Source organism: Leyella stercorea (genome assembly GCF_019052365.1).
Classification (GTDB): domain Bacteria; phylum Bacteroidota; class Bacteroidia; order Bacteroidales; family Bacteroidaceae; genus Prevotella.
Genome location: NZ_JAHQUY010000017.1, coordinates 22,098 through 46,066, shown reverse-complemented (window position 1 = coordinate 46,066; position 23,969 = coordinate 22,098). Strand labels below are relative to the sequence as shown.

Here is a 23,969-nt window from a genome sequence, read left to right as displayed (position 1 = left end):
GTCGACCTTGTTTATAAAAACAACAAAAAGATAACGATTCTAATAAGAAAGAATAAGTTCAAAATAGATGGTGTCAGTTATGTAAGTAGTGATACAATTTTAAACACACGTATTAAATATATGGCAAAATAAGATGTACAAAGAGCAATTTGAAATAGTAACAAGTAACATCTAACTGAGCAGGCTGCGCAGTTCGTCGAGATAAACGTCCACAGTAGGGTCGTACATGCGGCGCCATACGTCGCCCAAGAACGCAGCGCCACCGAACGAGAGCTCTTTCAGCTGCGCTATATGCTCTTTAGACACGCCGCCAAGCGCATAAACCTTGGCGTCGATGATGCCCTCTTCGGCTGCATGCTGCAAAGCGGCGGTAGAGAACGCAGCCTCGTATCCTGCCTTTGAGATGCTGTTGAAGATAGGGCTCAGGAAGACGTAGTCGCACGTGGGCTTCTTCTTCGCTACCTCCTCCAGACTATGGCACGAGCAGGATATGCTGCCCGTATATCCGTCGGGAGCATGAGGACAGCGGCGGTTGAGATGAATGCCGTGAAGCAGGAACTCGCCCGTCAGCGGAAAGTGGTCGTGCAGCACTATGCGGCTATGCCATCGCTCTGGAATCTGCCGTAGCAGTTCTCTGCATGCCTCAATCGTTGAGCCGGGCTTGCGCAGGTGCAGCAAGTCGAGTCCGTGACCGAACAGTCGGTCTATGAAAAGAGCCTCTCCCGACACGAAGTCGGGAGAGGTTATTACGATCCATTTCATTGTGGAAATATGTGTAGTGATTGCTCGGTTGGTGCAGCTGAGACAGCTGCACCCCCTTTGAGGTGTACTGTTTGCTTGGTTGGTGCAGTTCTTGCTCTGGCAAGCGGCGAAGCCGAGCGGAGACAGCTGCACCCATCCCTGCTTATTTCTTCAGTTTCTCGATAATCATATCGGCAACCTTCTTGCCCGAAAGCATCATGCCGCCGAAGATTGGTCCCATGCGCGGAGTGCCGGCAACGGCAGACGAAGCCATACCGCAGACATACAAACCAGGATATACCTCGCGTGTGCCTTCAACAACCATGCGCTCGCCCTCTACTACGTCGAGCGAACGCTCGCCGATAACGCCGCCAGTCGCGGTGTCGAGCTGTATGCCGTTCTTGCGTGCTACCACCTTGCACATCTCGCTGTCGTGACCAGTGCCGTCGATGACGCACTTAGCCATGATGTTAAGCGGGTCTACGTGCAGACCTTCGCGCAGCACCGGAGTCCAGTTGACTACCACACCGCTCACCACGTTGTTCTTGAACACCACGTCCTCTACCGAGTAGCAGTTGAAGATGGTAGCGCCGGCGTGTACGGCATGATAGAGCAGCGACGATGTGCTCTCTACAGAGTCGATAGTGTAGAGTCCGTCCTCGAATGCCTCGTAGTTGATGTCGAAATCCTTGACGATGTGCATCGCCTCCTCCTGAATGACAATCTGGTTGAACATCATTGCGCCGCCCCACATGCCGCCGCCGGGAGAGAGCTTACGGTCGAACTGAGCCACTTTCAGTCCGGCTTTAGCCAGATAGTAAGCGGCAACGATGCCTGAAGGACCGCCGCCAACGATGGCTACATCAAGGTTCAAATTGTTCTGAAGCTTGTCGAAATAGGTAGTGATAATACCTTTTGATACTTGTGTTTCAATCATTTTATTAAGTGTTTATTGGGTTTTTATATTCTTTTTCTTTTCTCTCAGCCGTTTTACTTGCCCTCCTGACAACTCTTGAGCGAGTGGCTGATGCGTGCAGCACAGAAGTTAGGACCGCACATCGTGCAGTAGTTGGCGTCAACGTTGTTGCTCGACTTGTAGTATTCGAGTGCACGCTCCGGGTCGAGCGCCAGGTTGAACTGGTCTTTCCAGCGGAAGTCGTAGCGAGCTTTGCTCAAGGCGTTGTCGCGTATGGTAGCTCCGGGGTGACCCTTAGCCAAGTCGGCAGCGTGAGCCGCAATCTTATACGTTACGACACCGATGCGTACGTCCTCCTTCTCAGGTAGAGCGAGGTGCTCCTTCGGCGTAACGTAGCAGAGCATAGCCGTTCCGTACCAGCCAATCATTGCAGCGCCGATGGCAGAAGTGATGTGGTCGTAAGCCGGAGCAATGTCTGTAACGAGCGGACCGAGCGTGTAGAACGGTGCACCATGACACTTCTCGATCTGTCGCTCCATGTTCTCCTTGATCTTGTGCATAGGCACGTGTCCCGGACCCTCGATGAATGCCTGAACGTTCTTTGCCCAAGCACGCTCAACCAGTTCGCCCATAGTGTCGAGCTCGGCAAACTGCGCAGCGTCGTTGGCGTCGTATGTAGAACCGGGGCGCAATCCGTCGCCCAAAGAGATGGCAACATCGTACTTGGCGCAGATGTCGCAGATGTCGTCGAAGTGCTCGTAGAGGAAACTCTCCTTCTGATGCACCTTGCACCACTTGGAGATGATGCTGCCGCCGCGGCTTACGATGCCCGTAAGACGAGTGTCGGCGAGGTGGATGTTCTGAAGACGAATGCCGCAGTGGATGGTGAAGTAGTCGACACCCTGCTCGCACTGCTCAATCAATGTATCGCGGAATATCTCCCAAGTGAGGTCTTCTGCCTTGCCGTTCACCTTCTCGAACGCCTGATACATAGGCACAGTGCCTACCGGAACCGGACAGTTGCGCAGAATCCACTCGCGTGTTTCGTGTATGTCGTTGCCCGTTGAGAGGTCCATCAATGTGTCGCCGCCCCACTTGCAGCTCCATACAGCCTTCTCAACCTCCTCCAGCATGCCGGAAGTGGTGGCAGAGTTGCCGATGTTGGTGTTGATCTTCACGAGGAAGTTGGTGCCGATGATCATAGGCTCCGACTCCGGGTGCTTTCTGTTGGCAGGAATCACAGCTCTGCCTTCGGCTATCTCCTTGCATACGAATGCCGGAGTGATGTGTGTCTTGATGCCAAGCTCCTCGCAGTTCATGTTCTCGCGTATGGCTACATACTCCATCTCCTGCGTGATGACGCCCTGCTTGGCGAAATACATCTGTGTCTCGCCCTCTTTGCGACCGTCTATCCACGACTGGCGCAGCTTCGGCAGACCCTTCTCCAGGTCTATTTCCACGTTAGGGTCGCTGTACGGACCGCTTGTGTCGTATACATACACCGGATCGTTAGGCTCGACGCGACGCTCGCCGCCCTCTACTGTGATGGTAGGCGTAAGGCTCACTTTGCGCATACCCACCTTAATCTCGGGGTAGAGCTTGCCGCTGAGATACACCTTCTCGGAAGAAGGATAGTTGAATTTGATATTTGTTTCCATTATCTGTTTGGTTTTATAAGGCTTATAAATTGTTTCATTTCTTCTGCAGGACGTTCGGCGTTCAGAATGCCGCCGCTTACGGCGATGCCCGTCACGCCGGTCTGCATTATGTCGGCGATGTCCGACTTCAGTATGCCGCCGATGGCTACGATGGGCAGGGCGATGCCGTGTGTCTTCATGTCGCTGACGATGCGCTTGTAGCCCTCCAGACCCAACACCGGCGAGAGGTTTTTCTTTGTCGTGGTGAAGCGGAACGGACCGCAGCCTATGTAGTCGGCGCCTTGCCGGTGCAGACGCTCAATGTCTTCGAAGGTGTTAGCCGTGCCGCCGATTATTATGTCGTTGCCGAGCAGCCTACGCGCCTCGTCAACCGGCATGTCGTTCTTGCCGAGATGCACGCCGTCGGCTCCGCAGCGCTCCACAAGCTCCGCATGGTCGTCGAGAACGAACACCGCTTCGTGCTCTCTGCACAACTTGCCAATCTGTTCGGCTGCAGCCACGAACTCCTCCTCCGAGGCGTCCTTCATGCGCAGCTGAACCCATCGGCATCCGCCTTCAAGTGCCAAGCGAGCGCCCTCTACATATCCGTAGCGTTCGTTGGAATGAGTAATAAACTGTATCATAGGATAATTTGTTTTTCGGGATTGAACAAATGGTTAACCGGTCCGTGACCTTCGCCGATGTGCACATCCTTGCCAGCTTCCAAGGCCTGCGAAAGGTAAGTCTTGGCTTGCGCTACGGCTTCAGCCAATGCAAGTCCGCGAGCCATGAACGCAGCGATGGCAGAAGACAGCGTGCAGCCCGTGCCGTGCGTGTTGCGTGTGGTTATCGCTTCATGAACGAACGAGCAAACCTCGCCGTTCGGCAGGTACAGCTTGTCTACCTTCCTGCCCTCAAGATGTCCGCCCTTAATAAGCACAGCCTTGCAGCCCAATGCCAAAATGCTGCGTCCTGTAGCATCCATGTCATCAATAGAGCGGATAGAAAGGTTGGAGAGCACTTCCGCCTCGGGAATGTTCGGCGTGAGCAGGGTAGCCATAGGGAGCAAGCGGCTGCAGAATGTGCCCAAAGCGTCCTTCTGCATGAGCATCGAACCGCTCGTAGACACCATTACCGGGTCGACGACGAGCTTTTGCGGAGAATACTGTTGCAGCGTGTCGGCAATAGCCAGGATAGTAGCCTGGTCGTTCACCATTCCTACCTTTATAGCCGTGGGCTTTATGTCGTCCATAACCGCCCGTATCTGTCCAGCCACTATCTCCGGCCGTATGGCTTGAATGGCTTGCACGCCCAATGTGTTCTGCACCGTGACGGACGTGATGGCGGAAGCGGCATAAACGCCTAAAGCCGACATAGTCTTAATGTCAGCCTGAACGCCCGCTCCGCCACAACTATCGGAACCGGCAATGGTAAGTGCGCAAATGTACCTCATGCTCTTTGTCTTTTTTTTTGTCTGGAGGCGCATCCGCTGGTCTTACTACCAAAAGAAAATACGGAATAGAAACAGCTCCGAGCATCACGTCATACCTTATATAATAAGTATGGATGTCTGAAGCAATCCCTGCGGCAGCATTATCTGCGTCAGGTTCTATGGGTATAATCTCAGCTACACAATCGTGAAGCACCCCTTATTTCTTGTTTGTCGATTTAAAACGTTGGCAAAAGTAACCAATTATTAGTGAAAACAGCAATAAGCAAATATAATTTAAGATTTATTCACGCTCTCAACTTTTGTGGCTTTCGCAAACAAGATGTAATTTTGCACTTGCTAAAAACATTACACCAGAAACGTATGAACAAAGATATAATAGACAGGCTGAACGAATTGGGCGGCAGCGGAGAACCTTTTCTGTTCGTTGTCGACTACAAAGGCGACAAGGCTTATATTAAGAAACTCGCGGAGATTGACCCCTGCGAGTGTCTCTACGACTTCGGCAGTCATACCAACGCCGTTGATTGCAGCACCAGTCAGCTTCCTGCTGAGATAGAGTGGGAGGTGGAGGCACCGCAGTACGACGAATACGAGCGCAGCTTCAACATCGTGAAGAACAATATGCTGGCTGGCAATAGCTATCTCGCCAACCTGACATGCCAGGTGGCGGTGCGCTGCAACCTTTCTATTGAGGACATCTTCCGCCACTCGAAAGGCAAGTACAAGTTGCTGCTGAACAATCCGTCGCAAGGCATCGGTCGGTTCGTGTGTTTCTCGCCCGAAACTTTCGTGCAGATAAGAGGCGGCAGAATCTATTCCTACCCTATGAAGGGCACAATCGACGCTGCGTTGCCTGACGCCGAACAGGTGCTGATGGACGACAAGAAGGAAGCAGCAGAACATGCAACCATTGTAGACCTGATACGTAACGATCTGAACACGGTGGCTGAGGATGTGAAGGTAGAGAAGTTCCGCTTCGTAGACGTCCTTCACACCAACAAGGGCGACATCTTGCAGACAAGTTCGGAGATAAGTGGCAAGTTGCCCTCCGACTACACGCAGCGCATCGGAGACATACTCGCAGCGCAGCTGCCTGCCGGAAGCGTAACGGGTGCGCCTAAGAAGAAAACCTGCCAGATAATAGACGAGGCGGAGACATACCAGCGCGGATTCTATACCGGCATCATGGGAATATACAGCAACGGCGAACTCGACTCAGCCGTAATGATACGATTCGTAGAGCAGACCGACAAGGGAATGTTCTTCAAGGCAGGCGGCGGCATAACGTCGCAGAGCCAGTGCAAAAAGGAATACGAGGAGGTGCTGCAGAAGGTGTATCTCCCGATAACAAAATAGACGCAAGTGATAATGCAGCAGTTTGTAGAAACAATAAAGATAAAGGACGGAAAGGCGCTGAACCTAAGTTTTCATCAGTCAAGAATGTGCCGCACGATGCGCCACTTCTTTGCTGATGCGTCGGTGCCTGCGTTCGCCGACGTACTGTCGCCCACGCCCGACATGCAGTTCTACAAGGCAAGGGTCTTGTACGATGGGCAGGGCGTTGTAGATGTGCAATACGCACCCTATACAATGCGCGAGATACGCAGTCTGAAGGTGGTTGTGGACGACCGGATAGACTACTCGTTCAAGAGCGCAGACCGCAGTAGTCTTAATCGTCTTACAGCACAGAAAGGCGACTGCGACGAGATAATAATCGTAAAGAACGGGCTGGTTACGGACACCTCGTTCACAAACATCGCTGTGTTCGACGGCGAGCAATGGCTTACGCCCAGACATCCGCTTCTCAAGGGCACAAAGCGCGCCAGTCTGCTCGAAAAGCACATCCTGAAAGAAGCGGATATAAGCGTAGAAGCGTTGATGAAAGCGCAGAAAGTGAGCCTCATCAACGCTATGATTGATTTGGGTGAGCGTGAAATAGCCTTAGAGAATGTCATCGGATTCCGTCCGCCGTCCAATCAGATTCCGTCCGCCATCCAATCAGATTCCGTTCGCCGTCCAATCAGATTCCGTCCGCTACGTACCGACTTCTAATGAGTGATAAAGTTGCGAATCATGCGCCTTCCTTCCGGAGTGAGTATCGATTCAGGGTGGAACTGTATGCCGTGCACATCGTAGGTGCGGTGTCTTAGCGCCATTACCAGTCCTTCTTCGCTCAATGCCGTCACTTCCAGTTCGGCAGGAAATTTGTTCCGCTTCACAACCCACGAGTGGTAGCGACCCACAAGTATGTTGTCGGGCATATCGCTGAAGATATAATCGTCGGCAACGATGCTCACCTTCGACTGTATGCCGTGGAACACCGTTGGCAGATTGAGAATCTCGGCGCCGAACACTTCGCCGATAGCCTGCTCGCCGAGGCAAACGCCAAGAATGGGCTTCGTTGGAGCGTACCGGCGTATGACGGCTTTCAGCAAGCCAGCCTCGTCGGGCACGCCCGGACCAGGCGAGAGTATAATCTTGTCGAAACGCTCCACGTCGTCAAGCTCGAAGCGGTCGTTACGCCAAACGGTTACGTTCATATCAGCGCCTCCTTCTTCGGTTATGTACTGAAATAGATTGTATGTGAAAGAGTCGTAATTGTCAATGAGTAGTATATTCATACAAACAAAGGTATTACAATATTTCTGAATATCAAAATTTTATTTGTAACTTTGCAGAAATTATATACAACAACAACCAGAGTTTTTATATCGTAAAAAATGCATACAAGAGAAGAAAAACTGAAAGCGTTCGGACGTATGCTCGATGTGCTCGACACATTGCGCGAGAAATGCCCGTGGGACCGCAAGCAGACTAATGAGTCGTTGCGCCCGAATACCATAGAAGAAACTTACGAACTGTGCGACGCTCTGCTGAAAGACGACGAGCCGAACATCTGCAAGGAGCTTGGCGACGTGCTGCTGCACGTGGGCTTCTACGCACGAATCGGAGAGGAGAAGGGCGAGTTTGACATCGCCGACGTGTGCGACAAGCTCGTAGACAAACTCATCTACCGCCATCCGCATGTATATCATCCGTCGCAGGTGGGTGCGCCCGACCCGAAGCCGCTGCCTTACGGCGAGCAGGCTGACGAGCATCTGGAGAACACGGCGAAGACTTCGCAGCAGGTGACGGAGAAGTGGGAGCAGCTGAAGCTGAAGGAGAAGGACGGCAACAAGAGTGTGCTTGCCGGTGTGCCCGACGCTCTGCCGTCGCTCATCAAGGCTTACCGCGTGCAGGACAAGGCGCGCAATGTGGGCTTCGACTGGGAAGACAAGGGCGATGTATGGGCTAAGGTGCGCGAGGAACTCGGCGAACTGGAGGCTGAACTGCGCCGTGAGGACAAGGAGCGCTCTACAGAGGAGTTCGGCGACTTCCTCTTCTCGCTCATCAACGCTGCACGTCTATACAAGATTAATCCGGACACGGCTCTCGAAAAGACAAACGCCAAGTTCATTCGCCGCTTCAACTATATTGAGCAGCACAGCATAAAGATTGGCAAACCGCTGAAGGATATGACGCTCGGTGAGATGGACGCGCTCTGGAATGAGGCGAAAAACAACGAATAACCATTTAAATAAGGATATTATGAAGAGTCTTGAAATATTGCTGCGCCCTTTCTGTAAGGGAGGCGTAGCACTTCTGTTCCTCGCCTTGCTTATGGCTGCCTGCAACGGCAAGCCGGAGAAAGCGCAGCCGGAGAATGCAGCCGAGGCTGAGGAGGTGAACGACACCACCGTCTACGGCGTGTGTGGCGAAGGTACATCAATGCACTCGCTCGAACTGATTACGTCTGCCGGCGACACGCTCGTCTATACGCTTCTCGATCAGGATGCAGAGACCGAGGTGGAGACTCCGTCTGACGTGAAAGGCGGACTCATGGCTGGCGACAAGATGGCTGTGACGGGTCATAAGACGGCTGACGAACTGGTGGCTGACAGAGTGATAAACGTTACATCGCTGCTCGGACATTGGACAAGCATCGACAAGAACTTCACGATAGAGGAGGGCGGAACGGTGCACTCTGCCGTTAAGGCCGAAACCAATCCGTGGACTTCATGGAAGATTCTCAACGGAAGTCTGCTGCTCAACCGCGACACATTCGCCATCGATGGTCTGAGCGCCGACTCGCTCTATCTGGAGAACGCAAACGGAATCTTTACATTCAAGAGACAGAAGTAGAGAGCCGCTCTTTAAACGAAAGAATAATCTCTGCTCTTAAACGAAAGAAGTAAGAAAAACAAGTGGAGATAGTGTAAAACTATGGAACCATTCAAGATACATATACTTGGTTGCGGCAGTGCGCTGCCCACGTTGCGCCATAATCCTTCGGCGCAGGTGGTGGAGATACGCGAGAAGCAGTTTCTCGTCGATTGCGGTGAGGGCACTCAGCTGCAGATGCGCCGTTCGAAGATAGGCTTCAACCGCCTTTGCGCTGTGTTCATCAGTCATATTCACGGCGACCATTGCTTCGGACTCATCGGTATGCTCTCGTCGTTCGGCTTGCTCGGACGCACCATGCCGCTCGCTATCTATGCGCCGAAAGAACTGAAGCCGGTGCTCGACATGCTGCTGGAGACATTCTGCAACGATTTCGACTACGAGATACAGTTTCATGCCGTCGATACGAAGAAGCGTGCTGTCATCTACGAGGATCGCAGTCTGACTGTCGAGTCTATTCCGCTGAAGCATCGTGAGCCGTGCGCCGGTTTCCTCTTCCGCGAGAAGCCGACGCTGCCGCATATACGCCGCGACATGATAGACTTCTACCATATCCCCGTGTCGCAGATAAACAACATAAAGAACGGCGCGTCGTGGACTGACGAAGACGGCAACGTGATACCGAGCAGTAGACTGACACACCCTGCCGACCCGCCGCGCAGTTATGCTTACTGCAGCGATACTTGCTATCTGCCCGAACTGCACAAGCAGCTTGAGGGCACAACGTGCATCTATCACGAGACGACGTATGCTACGGAGGATGCGGAGAAGGCTGCGAAGTATTGTCATAGTACGGCGGCGCAGGCGGCGCAGGTGGCTCGCGACGCTCACGCAGGACGTCTGCTGCTTGGTCATTACAGCTCTAAATACGACAATGAGCAGGTGCTTCTTGATGAGGCTCGCGCTGTGTTCCCTGCGTCTGAACTGACGCGTGAGGGTATGGTCGTGGAACTGAAGTAATAAAAATATGCGAGCATAGGTCTTCGATTTGCACTATCTCTAAATAAGATAGGCTGCATCTCAACAATAAAAATATGCGAGCATATTTTGTATTGTCTTCGATTTGCACTATCTTTGCATACAAATAACGTTATATGGGAATTTTTGGATTTTTTAATAAGAACAAGAAAGAAGTTCTTGACAATGGTCTGGAGAAGACAAAACACAGCGTCTTCGACAAGATTTCTCGTGCTGTCATGGGTAAGTCTACTGTCGACGACGAAGTGCTCGATAATCTTGAGGAGGCTCTTATCACATCGGATATCGGTGTTGACACAACCCTGAAGATTATCAAGCGCATCGAGGAACGTGTGGCACGCGACAAGTATGTGTCTACGTCGGAACTTAACAATATCATGCGCGACGAGATTGCATCGCTGCTCACCGAGAATAACACTGCTGATAACGAGGATTGGGAATTGCCTACCGATCATCGTCCTTACGTAATTCTTGTTGTAGGTGTGAACGGCGTTGGCAAGACAACCACCATTGGCAAACTGGCTTATCAGTTCAAGAAATCGGGCAAGAAGGTGTATCTCGGTGCTGCCGACACATTCCGTGCTGCTGCCGTAGAGCAGATTTGCATCTGGGGCGAGCGCGTCGGTGTGCCCGTTGTGAAGCAGCAGATGGGTGCCGACCCTGCCTCCGTAGCTTTCGATACCCTGTCTTCGGCTAAGGCTAATGGCGCCGACGTCGTAATCATCGACACCGCAGGACGTCTGCACAACAAGGTGGGCTTGATGAACGAGCTGAAGAAGATAAAGGATGTTATGAAGAAGGTGCTGCCCGAAGCACCCGACGAAGTGCTGCTCGTGCTCGACGGCAGTACCGGTCAGAACGCTTTCGAACAGGCAAAGCAGTTCTCGCAGGTTACACAGATCACATCGCTTGCCATCACTAAACTCGACGGAACAGCGAAGGGTGGTGTGGTTATCGGCATCAGCGACCAGCTTAAGGTGCCGGTGAAGTATATCGGACTCGGCGAGTCGATGGAGGCATTGCAGCTTTTCAACAAGCGTCAGTTCGTCGATTCGTTGTTCAAGAAGTAATTATGAAGAAAGGACAGGTAGACATTATAACCATGGGCTGCTCAAAGAACCTTGTCGACAGCGAGAAGCTGATGACACTTTTCGAGCAGGCTGGATATCATTGCACCCACGATGCAAAGCGTATCGAGGGCGAAATTGTTGTTATCAACACTTGCGGCTTCATTGAGGACGCAAAGCAGGAGAGCATCGACACCATTCTCGAACTCGTTCAGGCTAAGGAAGAGGGCAAGATAAGCAAACTCTTCGTTATGGGTTGTCTCTCGCAGCGCTATCAGAAGGAGCTCGAGGAGGAGATTCCGCAGGTGGACAAATATTACGGCAAGTTCAACTTCAAGCAGTTGCTTACCGACCTCGGCAAACCCGAAGAGCCTACATGCTCTGGCGCTCGCCATATCACTACGCCGCATCACTATGCTTACATAAAGATTAGCGAGGGATGCGACCGCCGTTGTGCTTATTGTGCTATACCTATCATCACCGGTAAGCATGTCAGCCGTCCGAAGGAGGAAATTCTGGAGGAAGTGCGTGAACTCGTGGCTAATGGCGTGAAGGAATTCCAGATAATCGCTCAGGAACTCACATATTATGGTGTGGACATCGACGGCAAGCGTCACATCGCCGATCTTATCTCGGACATTGCAGATATAAAAGGCGTGAAGTGGATTCGTCTGCACTACGCTTATCCTAACCAGTTCCCATTCGAACTGCTCGACGTTATTCGCGAGAAGCCTAACGTATGCAAGTATCTCGACATTGCTCTGCAGCACATCTCCGACAATATGCTCACACGTATGCACCGCCATGTTACTAAGGCAGAAACAATGGAGTTCATCGAGCGCATCCGCAAGGAGGTGCCGGGTCTGCATCTGCGCACAACGCTGCTCGTCGGATTCCCTGGCGAGACAGAGGAAGACTTCAAGGAACTTGTAGAGTTCGTGAAGTGGGCACGCTTCGAGCGTATGGGTGCTTTCGCCTACTCAGAGGAGGAAGGCACATATAGCGCCGAACATTACGAGGACGATGTGCCTGCTGAGGTTAAGCAGCGCCGTCTCGACAAGCTCATGGCTGTGCAGCAGCGCATCAGTGCTGAGATGGAAGCGGCCAAGGTAGGCAGCGTTCTAAAGACCATCATCGACCGCAAGGAGGGCGATTACTATGTAGGTCGTACAGAGTTCTGCTCGCCGGAGGTAGACCCGGAGGTGCTCATCAAGGCTACGCGCCGTCTGCGTGTCGGCTCGTTCTACGATGTGCGCATTACAGACAGTGACGACTTCGACCTCTATGGCGAAGTGGAATAAATAGTATCATCACAATCTTACACAATCTCACCTTATATTATATATGAACAATAAGGAATACATCACCGAGTTGTCTCGTCGTACGGGATATTCGCAGGAGAACACTCAGCGCATGGTGCGTTGCGTGTTGGAGTCTATTGCCTCTACGTTCGATGAAGGTGAGAATGTGTCTGTGCCCGATTTCGGCACTTTCGAACTGAAGAAACGCATGGAACGCATCGTTGTCAATCCGTCTACGGGACAGCGTATGCTCGTTCCGCCGAAGATTGTGCTCAACTTCAAGCCGGCTTCTTCCGTGAAGAACAAGATGAAGAAAGGAGACGACGCGAATGGCTAAGGTGAACGATTTTGCTCGCGAACTGAGCGAGAAGTACGGCTTGTCGCTTGGTGACGCTTCCGACTTTGTCAGCGCAATGTTCGATGTCGTTAAGGAAGAACTTGACGGCGCCGACAGTTCGGTGAAGATAAAAGGCTTCGGCACTTTCAAGGTGTCGGCAGTTGGCGCACGCGCCAGTGTCGACGTAAATACCGGCGAACGTATCATTATCGATGGACGCAACAAGATTTCGTTTACTCCCGAGGTCTTGCTGCGCGATCGTGTGAACCGTCCGTTCGTTCAGTTCGAGACCGTCGTGCTCAACGATGGCGTCGACTTTTCTGAGATTGATGAGGAAAGCGAGGAAGAACTTGATTCTGTAACAGAAACGGAACCTCAGGGGGTGCAGTTGTCCCCAACTGCACCAACCAATCAATCAACCGACCAGCCAGCGCCTGCAGAGCAACCTCAGGGGGTGCAGTTGTCCTCAACTGCACCAACCAGTCAGCCAACCGATCAATCAACCGATCAACCTACACATTCTGAGCAACCTCAGGGGGTGCAGTTGTCCTCAACTGCACCAACCAGTCAGCCAACCGATCAATTAACCGATCACCATACGCTTTCTGAGCAAACTCAGGAGGTGCAGTTGTCCCCAACTGCACCAACCAGTCAGCCAACCGATCAATCAACCGACCAGCCCACGCTTTCTGAGCAATCTCAGGGGGTGCAGTTGTCCCCAACTGCACCAACCGGTCAGTCCACCAATCCGCAATCTCCCTCTGTAACAGCATCAAAGGCTGTAAACACAGAGGAGCATCGTGATATGGCTCGCCGTCTGATGACGCCAAAGACTGAAACTATAGAAGAAGGCAGTGAGGAATCGGACGACAAAACAACCGCAACAGCCCCTGAAGCAGACGATGAAGGCATAGTAATAGGCGGATGCAGACAGCGCAGTCCGCGTATTATGTATGTTCTCACTATTGCTTCGTTCCTTATACTCGTAAGTCTTGGCATCGGCATGTACTTTCTCTATCAGCGTATTGAGGAGAAAAACCATGTGATAGATCGACTTGAGAGTCGCCTTTACGCTCAGCAGGAAGCTGCGGAGCGCGCTGATGCACAGCCCGCTGTAGCAGTTAAGGATACGATTGTGTCCAATGATTCATTGCGTGCTGCAGAGTTGCATGCTGCAGAAAAGGCGAAGAAGGATTCTATAGCAGCGTCAAAGTCGGCAGCAGAAGCCAAGGCATCTCAGTCTTCTGTTGCACCCTCAACAGCCACTACACCTTCCGATTACAACTATGACACACGCGTGCGCACAGGTGCATATATAATAGTAGGTGTAGCCAAGACCGTGACCGTTCAGCCCGGTCAGACCCTCGCTTCGATAAGTAAGGCTTATCTCGGCGAAGGCATGGAATGCTACGTCGAGGTGCTTAACAATCGCCATAGTGTAAAGGCTGGCGAAAAGTTAAAAATACCCCAACTGAAGCTAAAACCGCGTAAAAGATAAAGTAAGAGTAACATTTTGTAAATTTTTGCTTGTTACTTTCAAAAATAAATTGTAACTTCGCCTGCGAAATATTAATCAAACTTTTATTAACTTAATAACAAACAGGCAGATGAAGAAATACAACTTTAATGCAGGACCTTCTATTCTTCCTCGCGAAGTGATCGAAAACACAGCAAAACAGATTTTGGATTTTAACGGTTCAGGTCTTTCTTTGGCTGAGATTAGCCATCGTGCAAAAGATTTTCAACCGGTTGTTGATGAGGCAGTTGCTCTCATCAAGGAACTCTTGAAGGTGCCAGAAGGCTACTCTGTATTGTTCCTCGGTGGTGGTGCCTCTTTGGAATTCTGCATGGTTCCTTTCAACTTCCTTATCAAGAAGGCAGGCTATCTCAACACAGGTACATGGGCAAAGAAGGCTTTGAAAGAGGCTAAGCTCATAGGCGAAGCTGTAGAAGTAGCATCGTCTGCTGACGCTGGCTATACCTTCTATCCGAAGGATTACGAATGCCCGACAGACCTCGACTATTTGCATATCACAACAAACAATACTATTTATGGTACCGAAATCCGCAAGGAGCCGGAAGTACCCGTAAGACTTATCGGCGATATGTCTTCTGATATCTTCAGCCGTCCTATCGACGTCGCTAAGTACGACTGCATCTATGCAGGCGCCCAGAAGAACCTCGCTATGGCTGGTGTTACCCTCATCATCGTAAAGGATGACTGCTTGGGTAAGGCTCCGCGTCAGATTCCTACAATGCTCGACTACCGTACACACGTAGAGAAGGGCTCAATGTTCAACACACCTCCAGTAGTTCCTATCTACTGCGCTCTCGAAACACTGCGCTGGATCAAGGCTCAGGGTGGAGTAGAGGAGATGGCTCGCCGTGCTGAGGCTCGCGCAAAGGTGCTCTACGACGAAATCGACCGCAACAAGTTGTTCCGTGGTACAGTAGAGAAGGACTCTCGTTCTTTGATGAACATCTGCTTCGTTATGAACGACGAGTACAAGGATCTTGAGAAGCCGTTCTTAGAGTACGCTACACAGCGTGGTATGGTCGGCATCAAGGGTCACCGTTCGGTAGGTGGCTTCCGCGCAAGCTGCTACAACGCTATGCCTATGGAAGGCGTTGAGGCTCTCGTTAAGTGCATGCAGGATTTTGAAAAGGAACATTAATAAATAGTATAGCTATGAAAGTATTAGTGGCAACAGAGAAACCGTTTGCAAAGGCAGCGGTTGACGGCATTAAGGCTGAAATAGAAGGTGCAGGCAACGAACTCGTTTTGCTTGAGAAATATACAGAAAAGCAGCAGCTTCTCGACGCTGTGGCTGGCGCTGACGCAATGATCGTGCGCTCAGACAAGGTTACACCTGAAGTGCTCGACGCTGCAAAGCAGCTTAAGATTGTTGTACGTGCTGGTGCTGGTTACGACAATGTCGATTGTGCTTACGCTAAGGAGAAGAACGTTGTTGTTGAGAACACACCTGGTCAGAACTCTAATGCTGTGGCTGAGCTCGTATTCGGCTTGCTCGTTTACGGCGTTCGCAACTTCTACAACGGCAAGTCGGGTAGCGAGTTGAAGGGCAAGAAGCTTGGTATTCTCGCGTTCGGCAACGTAGGTAGAAACGTGGCTCGCATTGCTAAGGGCTTCGAAATGGAAGTTTACGCTTACGACGCTTTCTGCCCGAAGGAGGCTATCGAGGCAGCTGGCGTTAAGGCAGTTGACTCTCAGGACGCTCTCTTCGAGAACTGCGACATCGTTTCGCTGCACATCCCTGCTACTCCTGAAACAAAGCAGAGCATCAACGCTGCTCTTGTTGGAAAGCTCCACAAGAACGGCATCCTCATCAACACAGCGCGTAAGGAAGTTATCAACGAGCCCGAACTCCTTGCCCTCATGGCAGAACGCACCGACCTGAAGTTCATCACAGACATCATGCCGGACGCTAACGAAGAGTTCCAGAAGTTCGAAGGCAGATACTTCTCTACACCTAAGAAGATGGGTGCTCAGACAGCAGAGGCTAACACCAACGCTGGTATCGCAGCTGCTAAGCAGATCAACGCTTTCTTCGCTGACGGCTGCACTAAGTTCCAAGTTAACAAGTAATTAAGTAAAAATCCCCGATAACCCCACCCCTTTGCCCCATAGGGAGGACATAGTGGTGGGGTTTTTAAAATATATCACACAATGGCAACAGTAAAACCATTCCGTGGCGTACGTCCACCGCAAGACCTTGTTGAAGAAATAGCATCACGTCCTTACGACGTGCTCGATAGTGAAGAGGCAAGAGCAGAGGCAGGCGATAACGAGAAGAGTCTTTATCACATCATCAAGCCGGAAATCGACTTCGAGCCGGGCACAAGCGAGTACGATCCGCGCGTTTACGAGAAGGCAGCTGCTAACTTCAAGATGTTCCAGGAGAAGGGTTGGCTTCGTCAGGACGCAGACGAGAACTATTATATCTATGCTCAGACAATGAACGGCAAGACTCAGTACGGACTTGTTGTGGGTGCTTTCGTCAACGACTATCTTGACGGCACAATCAAAAAGCACGAGCTGACACGCCGCGACAAGGAGGAAGACCGCATGAAGCATGTTCGCGTAAACGACGCTAACATCGAACCTGTGTTCTTCGCTTATCCTGACAACGAGGTGCTCGACGCGCTCATCAAGCGCTACGCTGCAACAAAACCCGAGTACGACTTCGTTGCTCCCGACGACGGCTTCGGCCATCAGCTCTGGGTTGTCAGCGACAAGGCCGATATCGACGTAATCACCAAGGAGTTTGCTAAGATGCCGGCTCTTTACATCGCCGACGGCCACCACCGCAGCGCCGCAGCTGCTCTCGTTGGCGCAGAGAAGGCTAAGAACAATCCCAACCACAAGGGCGACGAGGAGTACAACTACTTCATGGCTGTTTGCTTCCAGGCATCGCAGCTCACCGTGCTCGACTATAACCGAGTTGTAAAGGACCTCAACGGACTTACATCAGAGCAGTTCCTCGACGCTTTGCGCGAGAACTTCGAGGTTGAGGACAAGGGTGAGGCTATCTACAAGCCGCAGCACCTGCACGAGTTCTCACTCTACCTCGACGGTCACTGGTTTGCTCTCAATGCCAAGCAGGGCACATACGACGACCACGACCCGATCGGCGTTCTCGACGTAGACATCTCGAGTCGTCTTATCCTCGACAAGGTTCTCGGCATCACCGACCTGCGTTCAGATAAGCGCATCGACTTCGTAGGTGGTCTCCGCGGTCTCGAAGAGCTGAAGCGTCGCGTAGACAGTGGCGAGATGCGCATGGCGCTCGCCCTCTATCCGGTTTCAATGAAGCAGATTATTGACATCGCCGACAGCGGAAAGATCATGCCGCCGAAGGCAACATGGTTTGAGCCTAAGCTTCGCTCAGGACTCGTCATCCACAAGCTGTCGTAACATAGTAGTAGATAAGTGAATAAGCAACGAGTAGACAAGGTGGTTTGCATAAACATTTGTTATGCATCTCGCCTTGTCTACTTGTCAATTTAATATCAATGGAGCAAAAAGACGAATTTCTTACAATCACAGACACACCCGCAGAAGGCTTCTACAGCGAGAAACGCAGTAAGTTTCTCGCTTTTGCCTTTCATGTCACTTCCGAAGAGGAGGTGAAGCAATACGTAGCAGAGTTTCGCAAGAAGTATTATGACGCACGTCATGTGTGCTGGGCATACATGCTCGGTGCTGACCGCACCGATTTCCGTGCCAACGACGACGGCGAGCCGAGCAGCACAGCCGGCAAGCCCATCCTCGGACAGATCAACAAGAACGAGCTGACCGACATTCTTATCATCGTCGTGCGCTATTACGGAGGTGTCAATCTTGGCACAAGCGGACTTATTGTTGCCTATCGCACTGCAGCGGCTGAGGCAATAGCCAACGCAGAGATTGTAAGTCAGTTCGTAGAGGAGGAGGTTGTTTTCGATTTTCCTTACATTATGATGAACGATGTAATGAAAATCATCAAGGATATGTCGCCTCGCATCATCAGCCAGACCTACGACAATACCTGCGAGATGAAACTCTCAATTCGTAAGTCGGAGGCTCCAATGCTTAAAGCCAAGTTTGATAAACTTGCGTTTAAAGACGATTAGTTGAAAATATCCCCCATATCTTCCATGATCGCCGTAACCATCACATTATAAGCATAATAAAGGCTGGAAGATTTCCTTAAGAATGGGAAATCTTCCAGCCTATCTTCCAGTTTTATTTGGCTATCTGCCAGCTGTTATTTACAACATTGCAGCCGCAGAACGTATTTTGCTCAAGATTGTAGAGTTATATGTTTTTATACTTTCCATATTGTTTACTATTGCTGTCTGGTAAACAATTATTCACCCTTATATTGCTTTGTTGTTCAGTGTTTTATAGCAATATTTACTAAAGAGGCTTGCCTGTATACTATGCGGGCTGAAAGCCCAACAATCACATAGCCCAGGGCAGCGCCCTGGGGATTGAGTGTATATATTGAGTAGTGCGCCCTGTAAGGGCAACACCTTAATAATTAGGCTTTTGCCCTTTCAGGGCGAATGTAGATGTGGGGTATAATGTTTACCCAGGGCGCTGCCCTGGGCTATGTGATTGTTGGGCTTTCAGCCCGTCTTTGACCACATTATCAGTTTTACCGGACAGCAATAATTGTTTACTTATAATGATTGCTAATATCTAACAGACGGCATACTTTTATTGTTATGTCGTCAATATTATCTTTGACTATAAATTCCAAGCGATACTGTTTTCCGCATCAAACAGAAGAAATGCCTTTTTGTCCCCAACAAGAACTTCATAGTTTAATGACTTAAACACAAACAAATCCTCTATGCATTTAGCATGTGCAAGTGCAACTACTGCTTTTTGATAGCTACGCACAACTTCAGGCTGAAATCGATGCTTCTTGTCACTTGTTTTCCCTTTGAAATATAAGTCTTGCAGATATTCCTTGTCAAACTCAATATTTATGTAGCAAAGTTATTTCTTTTTAGCGATATTCACAAAATATCGAATATTAAAAATGGTTTGTGTTGTAAAATGTTTAACTTTTGTCAGATCGCTGGTTTTAACACCCGTATTTAGAAGCAATTGCCTATCAGTTATTTGCAGTTTATACGGTAGAAAAGTGGATTGGGGTTTGTTTGAAGGGGTGGGGATGATGAATATTTAATGTTTTTAACTTGCTTTTACACGAAAATGTGGGGGATGGATGCCAAAATGAGGGGAGAATGGGAAATAGGAAAGGCTGTAAAGAAAGGGATGCAGTGAGGTGATTGTCTTCATATATGTGGATATACTAACGACTTTACTTGATTGGCTGTATATCTAAAATGGTATAAAGTCAAGTGGATTGTGGATGATGTACTTTGAAAGTATCACATTTATTTATGCGGATTTGGATTGATGGTTTGACTCTACATGTTATTATAAAGGGGATGAAACTCCATAAACAGTCTGGGCAAAGAAAATTCAATCTATTGATAAGTTCTTTTGCCATAATTGAGATACCTTTATAAAGATATGCCTTGTTATCACTTGCACCATCTTCGGTTTCAAAGATGAAGGATGTGATTTTTGAAAATACGCTGATGAATGTCGGTGACGGCACTAAAGACGAATACTTGTGCCACGCCTACTGCCATGAAGGGGAATGCAGTTTCTCTTTCAATGGCAATGGATATGTCATGAGGGGAGGCGACTGCCTGATAGTGCGTCGCAGCGATTTGCTGAAAGACATACGGGAGAGCAGCGACTTTAAGGTTGATGTATTTTATGCCACTCCTCAGTTCATCGCAATAAGCACACCGCATAGCAACTATGGTACCCGTGGAGGATTGTCCTTATTTAACAATCCGATTATGCACCTTACGCTGGAAATGCAGCAGGTGTGCGCACTCGATTTCGATAATATCCGCCGTCGTCTTGCTTTAACGACTCACAAGTTTCATCGCGACGCAATGATCAATGCCGTTCAGGCGATTATTATCGACTTCTTTGATTTCCATGCCTCGCTCTATGGCACTGACGACACCGTTACTCAACTCTATTCCTCTCTGATGAACAGGTTTCTGGCTTTGCTCGAACGTGGCGACTATAGAAAGAACCGTGAGATTGGGTATTATGCCGACCTCCTTTGTGTTACTCCGAAATACTTATCGGAAGTATCGAAGAAGGTAAGTGGCTATCCGGCAGCCTTTTGGATAACACGTTATACATCGCTCGATATTGCCCGTCTACTTAAGAACAAGCATCTAACCTTTACAGAGATATCTGACTTGTTTGGCTTTTCGTCAGAGTCGTATTTTAGCCGATACGTACAGAAATATCTTGGAGCACCGCCTTCAAGTTTTGTAGAATAGGCAGTGAATCAATCTTTTTCGGAAATATTGTAAATAATCCCCGAAATCTGTGTCCAAGCAGTTTCGGGGATTATCTGTTTCTTTGCACCAGAAATCAGACACATTGAATTATGGAAGAAAAAGTTTTGACCCGCCGCACGGCTCTCAAGATTATGGGAAGTGCAGCATTGGCCACTGTGATGGCAACAACGGGAGCTTCTGCCCTCACTTCTTGCATCGAAGGCAGGAAGAAGATAGTGGTATTGTATTTCACAGGCACAGGCAACTGCCTCTATGTCGCTCGCCAACTTGCTGGCAAAGAGGGTGAGATACTCAGTATCCCGCAACTTATGCGCAAGAAGCAGTTCGAAATTGAGGCAGATGAGATAGGACTGGTATATCCTATCTATGGTCATATGCCGCCATATATGGTGCGTGAGTTCATTAAGAAGGCACAACTGAAAGCTGAATACAAGTTTGCCGTGCTGACATATGGCATGCGCAAGTGCAACGCCGTGGAGATATGGGATGGGATTTCCCGAAAAGTGGGCAATGTATTCGATTATATTGGCACTATCGTCATGGTGGACAACTGGCTGCCCAACTTCGACATGAACGAGCAGATGAAGATAGACAAGCACATACCAGAGAATCTGGCAAAGATAACTTCCGACCTCAGCAACCGCCGCCGTTGGCATGAGCCAGTGACACAAGAAGAACGTGAGCAGCATGAAGGCTTCATGAGTCTGAGCGGTCTCGACCCTGAAGTAGGATTTCTGATGAAGGCTGATAGGAGTTTCAGGGTGACAGATGACTGTATCCACTGTGGTATATGCACATACGTCTGTCCTCGCGGAAACTATGAACTTACCGGTCAAGGGGTAAAGATGCAGGGCGCCTGCGAGTTTTGCTTTGCTTGCATCCAGAACTGTCCACAACGGGCGATACAGTTCAAGAAGAATGAGGACGGCACATGGCCAGATGGTTCGGAGAAGAACCCTAATGTACATGCTTTATGAAATCAGTATTTTAATCAGTAAACAAAAAAAGTAATATACAATGGAATATTTAAAATTGAACAATGGTGTTATGATGCCACAAATAGGATATGGTGTCTATCAGATAGCACCGGATGTGTGTGAACGTCATGTGGCTGAGGCATTGAGCGTGGGCTACAGAATGATTGACACGGCTCAGGCTTACCACAACGAAGACGGTGTGGGTAGAGCTGTGGCTGACTGTGGAATCAGTCGCGACGAGATTTTCCTCGTTACCAAAGTGTGGATTTCCAACTACGGCTATGACAAGGCAAAAGCTTCCATCGAGGAAAGCCTTAGCCGGCTACGCACTGACTACATTGACCTTATACTCCTCCATCAACCTTTCTGCGATCGTTATGGCGCATATCGTGCTCTGCAGGATGCCTATCGGGAAGGTAAAGTGAGAGCTATAGGCGTGGCAAACTTCTATCCCGACCACTTCATCGACCTTGCTGAGAACATGGATATCGTTCCGGCAGTAAACCAAGTGGAGACGCATGTGTTCTGCCAACAGCAGAAGGCGCAAGTCATCATGCAGGGATATGGCACCCAAATCATGTCATGGGGACCATTTGCCGAAGGTCGCAACAATCTTTTCGGGAATACCACACTGAAAGAGATTGCAGAGCGACATAATAAGACTGTTGCTCAAGTTGCCCTTCGCTGGCTGCTGCAACGGGGTGTTGTCATTATCCCTAAGACAACCCACGTTGAACGCATGAAAGAAAATTATGACATCTTCGATTTCGTTCTGTCTGATGATGATATGGACTTAATCGCTACCCTCGATACAGGCAATAGCCTCTTCTTTGACCATCACTCGGCAGAGGCGGCAAGGATGTTTATGGGGTGGAAATAACAAGAAGATTATATTATGAAAACAATGAAGAAAATATTATTTTTGATGCTGGGCATGCTGGCTTTCGTCAACTGCTCGGCAGGTACAAAAAAAAGTGACTCTAAGAACAATGAAGTAGAAATGGAAAAGATTCTTTTTATCAACGGAAGCCCAAACCGTGACGGCAATACCGCCGCTTTGGCAAAGGTGCTGCTTGAAGGCAGAAAGTATGAAACGATTAATCTCAATGACTATCGCCTCAACTTCTATGGTCAGACACTTGAGGGAGACCAGCTTGACGAGGTAATATCCAAAATGAAGGAGGCAGATATAGTCGTGATGGGTTCGCCAGTTTATTGGCATAACATCTGCGCCTCGGTGCGCACGCTGATGGAACGTTTCTATGGCTATGTGCCAGATGGGGAGTTCAAGGGCAAACGCCTGTTCTTCGTATATCAGGGTGCCGCCCCTACAAAGATGATGATAGATGATGGCGAATACAGCATGAGCCGATTTGCTGGTATGTATGGTTTCTCCTACGAGGGCATGGCTACCAGCAAAAGCGAGGCTAAAACATTAAAAGGTAAGTTGAAATGAAAAAGATTATCCTGACAATGGTAGGCTGCATTTGGATGATGGCAGCCTACGCACAGGGACCGATGGTCCGATTGAGTAATGGAGTTGAGATGCCACAGTTTGGTATCGGAACATTTGCAGTGCCTTCAAATGAGGTTTGCAAGAAATCTGTACTTACGGCTTTGCGTGCAGGATATAGACATATCGACACGGCTCATGCCTATATGGACGAACGTGGCGTTGGCGATGCCGTAAATGAATTTATTGCAGAAGGTGGTTGCAAGCGCGAGGATATTTGGGTGACGAGCAAGATATGGCCGTCGGAATATTCCGACCCTACTGCTATCGACCGTATGCTTCGCCGACTTAACCTCGACTATGTTGACCTCGTATATCCGCATCAACCAGTGGGAGACATCAAGACGGCATGGCATAACTTGGAGTTGGCTGTGAAGCAAGGCAAGGTGCGCACTCTTGGTCTCAGCAACTTTGAGGTGCCTGGAGCTGAGAAGTGGTTTCAGTGGTGTATGGATTCCACTGAGATAAAGCCAGTTATCATGCAGATGGAATGTCATCCTTATGCGCAGCGCATCGAGAAACGCAAGTTGGCGAAGAAATACGGCATGAAGGTGGAGTGCTGGTTTCCCCTTGGTGGTGCCATGAGTCAAGGCGCATTGCTCAAAGACCCTGTCATCGTTAAGATTGCCAAGGCACATAATGTAAGTCCTGCACAAGTGATCCTCCGATGGGAGATACAGGAAGGACTGCAGACCATTCCCGGAGCCACCAATCCCGATTATATCCACGAGAACATCGCGGCTGCACAAGGTGAAGTTGGCGGAAAACCGTTCGCCCTCACGGCAAAGGATATGAAGCAGATAAGAAAACTGAATAAAGAACAGCGTTTCTTCAATGCTACATACGAGCAGGCAAAGGGTTTCGCCAAAATGCCAGTGATGGATGCTGTTGGATTCTAAAGATATATATTATGAAGT

The 23,969-nt window shown here is 49.8% G+C and carries 25 protein-coding genes and 1 riboswitch; of the genes, 19 read left to right on the top strand and 6 right to left on the bottom strand.

Translation table 11 applies throughout. From position 1 onward, the window contains the following. Window positions 1–171: 171 nt before the first annotated feature. The 5 genes from KTQ90_RS05005 to thiD form a co-directional block, all read right to left on the bottom strand. The gene (locus tag KTQ90_RS05005) at window positions 172–762 is read right to left on the bottom strand and encodes a thiamine phosphate synthase (protein WP_217317427.1); all 591 of its coding nucleotides are present in this window, start codon (window positions 760–762) and stop codon (window positions 172–174) included. 142 nt (window positions 763–904) lie between these two features. Continuing rightward, complete coding sequence (locus tag KTQ90_RS05000) at window positions 905–1,678, bottom strand: sulfide-dependent adenosine diphosphate thiazole synthase (RefSeq protein ID WP_217317426.1); 774 nt, start codon at window positions 1,676–1,678, stop codon at window positions 905–907. Window positions 1,679–1,731: 53 nt separating this feature from the next. Beyond that, window positions 1,732–3,315, bottom strand: a complete 1,584-nt coding sequence (gene thiC, locus KTQ90_RS04995) for a phosphomethylpyrimidine synthase ThiC (RefSeq protein ID WP_217317425.1) — start codon at window positions 3,313–3,315, stop codon at window positions 1,732–1,734. Beyond that, on the bottom strand, window positions 3,315–3,938 hold the full coding sequence (locus tag KTQ90_RS04990; RefSeq protein ID WP_217317424.1) for a thiamine phosphate synthase: 624 nt from the start codon (window positions 3,936–3,938) through the stop codon (window positions 3,315–3,317). Before KTQ90_RS04990 ends, thiC begins: the two co-directional genes overlap by 1 nt. Next, window positions 3,935–4,747: a bifunctional hydroxymethylpyrimidine kinase/phosphomethylpyrimidine kinase gene (gene thiD / locus KTQ90_RS04985; protein ID WP_217317423.1), complete on the bottom strand. Its 813-nt coding sequence runs from the start codon at window positions 4,745–4,747 to the stop codon at window positions 3,935–3,937. The genes KTQ90_RS04990 and thiD overlap by 4 nt, the downstream gene beginning before the upstream one ends. Before the next feature lie 108 nt (window positions 4,748–4,855). After that, window positions 4,856–4,954, bottom strand: a riboswitch (TPP riboswitch). 153 nt (window positions 4,955–5,107) lie between these two features. Between thiD and KTQ90_RS04980 the strand changes: the two genes are divergently transcribed. Both KTQ90_RS04980 and KTQ90_RS04975 read left to right on the top strand, forming a co-directional pair. Continuing rightward, window positions 5,108–6,103 carry an aminodeoxychorismate synthase component I gene (locus tag KTQ90_RS04980; RefSeq protein WP_217317422.1) on the top strand — a complete coding sequence of 332 codons (996 nt, stop codon included), beginning with the start codon at window positions 5,108–5,110 and terminating at the stop codon, window positions 6,101–6,103. Window positions 6,104–6,115: 12 nt separating this feature from the next. Next, the gene (locus KTQ90_RS04975; protein WP_217317421.1) at window positions 6,116–6,799 is read left to right on the top strand and encodes an aminotransferase class IV family protein; all 684 of its coding nucleotides are present in this window, start codon (window positions 6,116–6,118) and stop codon (window positions 6,797–6,799) included. Here KTQ90_RS04975 and KTQ90_RS04970 read toward each other — a convergent pair. Beyond that, window positions 6,796–7,368, bottom strand: a complete 573-nt coding sequence (locus KTQ90_RS04970; RefSeq protein ID WP_217317420.1) for an anthranilate synthase component II — start codon at window positions 7,366–7,368, stop codon at window positions 6,796–6,798. The two genes, KTQ90_RS04975 and KTQ90_RS04970, sit on opposite strands and share 4 nt — an antisense overlap. Window positions 7,369–7,467: 99 nt before the next feature. On the opposite strand from KTQ90_RS04970, the gene mazG reads away from it, so the two are divergent. From mazG to KTQ90_RS04885, 17 genes are all read left to right on the top strand, one after another. Continuing rightward, the gene (gene mazG / locus KTQ90_RS04965; RefSeq protein WP_217317419.1) at window positions 7,468–8,316 is read left to right on the top strand and encodes a nucleoside triphosphate pyrophosphohydrolase; all 849 of its coding nucleotides are present in this window, start codon (window positions 7,468–7,470) and stop codon (window positions 8,314–8,316) included. 19 nt (window positions 8,317–8,335) lie between these two features. Next, entirely contained in the window at window positions 8,336–8,929 is a 594-nt protein-coding gene (locus tag KTQ90_RS04960) for a lipocalin-like domain-containing protein (protein WP_022158355.1), read from the top strand. Between the two features lie 81 nt (window positions 8,930–9,010). After that, window positions 9,011–9,928, top strand: a complete 918-nt coding sequence (locus KTQ90_RS04955; RefSeq protein WP_217317418.1) for a ribonuclease Z — start codon at window positions 9,011–9,013, stop codon at window positions 9,926–9,928. 134 nt (window positions 9,929–10,062) lie between these two features. Continuing rightward, window positions 10,063–11,016, top strand: a complete 954-nt coding sequence (gene ftsY, locus KTQ90_RS04950) for a signal recognition particle-docking protein FtsY (RefSeq protein WP_217317417.1) — start codon at window positions 10,063–10,065, stop codon at window positions 11,014–11,016. Window positions 11,017–11,018: 2 nt separating this feature from the next. After that, window positions 11,019–12,314, top strand: coding sequence for a 30S ribosomal protein S12 methylthiotransferase RimO (gene rimO, locus KTQ90_RS04945; protein WP_217317416.1), 1,296 nt, complete (start codon window positions 11,019–11,021; stop codon window positions 12,312–12,314). 43 nt (window positions 12,315–12,357) lie between these two features. Then, window positions 12,358–12,651 carry an HU family DNA-binding protein gene (locus tag KTQ90_RS04940; protein WP_022158351.1) on the top strand — a complete coding sequence of 98 codons (294 nt, stop codon included), beginning with the start codon at window positions 12,358–12,360 and terminating at the stop codon, window positions 12,649–12,651. Beyond that, entirely contained in the window at window positions 12,644–14,149 is a 1,506-nt protein-coding gene (locus tag KTQ90_RS13855; RefSeq protein WP_217317415.1) for an HU family DNA-binding protein, read from the top strand. Before KTQ90_RS04940 ends, KTQ90_RS13855 begins: the two co-directional genes overlap by 8 nt. Before the next feature lie 109 nt (window positions 14,150–14,258). Continuing rightward, window positions 14,259–15,326, top strand: a complete 1,068-nt coding sequence (gene serC, locus KTQ90_RS04930; RefSeq protein WP_217317414.1) for a 3-phosphoserine/phosphohydroxythreonine transaminase — start codon at window positions 14,259–14,261, stop codon at window positions 15,324–15,326. Window positions 15,327–15,340: 14 nt separating this feature from the next. Continuing rightward, window positions 15,341–16,258, top strand: coding sequence for an NAD(P)-dependent oxidoreductase (locus KTQ90_RS04925; protein WP_217317413.1), 918 nt, complete (start codon window positions 15,341–15,343; stop codon window positions 16,256–16,258). 81 nt (window positions 16,259–16,339) lie between these two features. Further along, window positions 16,340–17,587, top strand: coding sequence for a DUF1015 domain-containing protein (locus KTQ90_RS04920; RefSeq protein WP_217317412.1), 1,248 nt, complete (start codon window positions 16,340–16,342; stop codon window positions 17,585–17,587). Window positions 17,588–17,685: 98 nt separating this feature from the next. Next, window positions 17,686–18,285 (top strand): IMPACT family protein, encoded by a 600-nt coding sequence (locus KTQ90_RS04915; protein ID WP_022158346.1) that lies wholly within the window; start codon window positions 17,686–17,688, stop codon window positions 18,283–18,285. Window positions 18,286–18,367: 82 nt separating this feature from the next. After that, window positions 18,368–18,517, top strand: a complete 150-nt coding sequence (locus KTQ90_RS04910) for a hypothetical protein (protein ID WP_217317411.1) — start codon at window positions 18,368–18,370, stop codon at window positions 18,515–18,517. Between the two features lie 1,223 nt (window positions 18,518–19,740). Further along, window positions 19,741–20,541, top strand: coding sequence for an AraC family transcriptional regulator (locus KTQ90_RS04905; protein WP_217317410.1), 801 nt, complete (start codon window positions 19,741–19,743; stop codon window positions 20,539–20,541). 110 nt (window positions 20,542–20,651) lie between these two features. Continuing rightward, on the top strand, window positions 20,652–21,539 hold the full coding sequence (locus KTQ90_RS04900) for an EFR1 family ferrodoxin (protein WP_254359608.1): 888 nt from the start codon (window positions 20,652–20,654) through the stop codon (window positions 21,537–21,539). 40 nt (window positions 21,540–21,579) lie between these two features. Further along, window positions 21,580–22,419 carry an aldo/keto reductase gene (locus KTQ90_RS04895; protein ID WP_217317409.1) on the top strand — a complete coding sequence of 280 codons (840 nt, stop codon included), beginning with the start codon at window positions 21,580–21,582 and terminating at the stop codon, window positions 22,417–22,419. A 24-nt stretch (window positions 22,420–22,443) separates the two neighbouring features. Continuing rightward, entirely contained in the window at window positions 22,444–22,995 is a 552-nt protein-coding gene (locus KTQ90_RS04890) for a flavodoxin family protein (RefSeq protein WP_217317408.1), read from the top strand. Next, on the top strand, window positions 22,992–23,951 hold the full coding sequence (locus KTQ90_RS04885; protein WP_254359606.1) for an aldo/keto reductase: 960 nt from the start codon (window positions 22,992–22,994) through the stop codon (window positions 23,949–23,951). Before KTQ90_RS04890 ends, KTQ90_RS04885 begins: the two co-directional genes overlap by 4 nt. Window positions 23,952–23,969 lie beyond the last annotated feature (18 nt).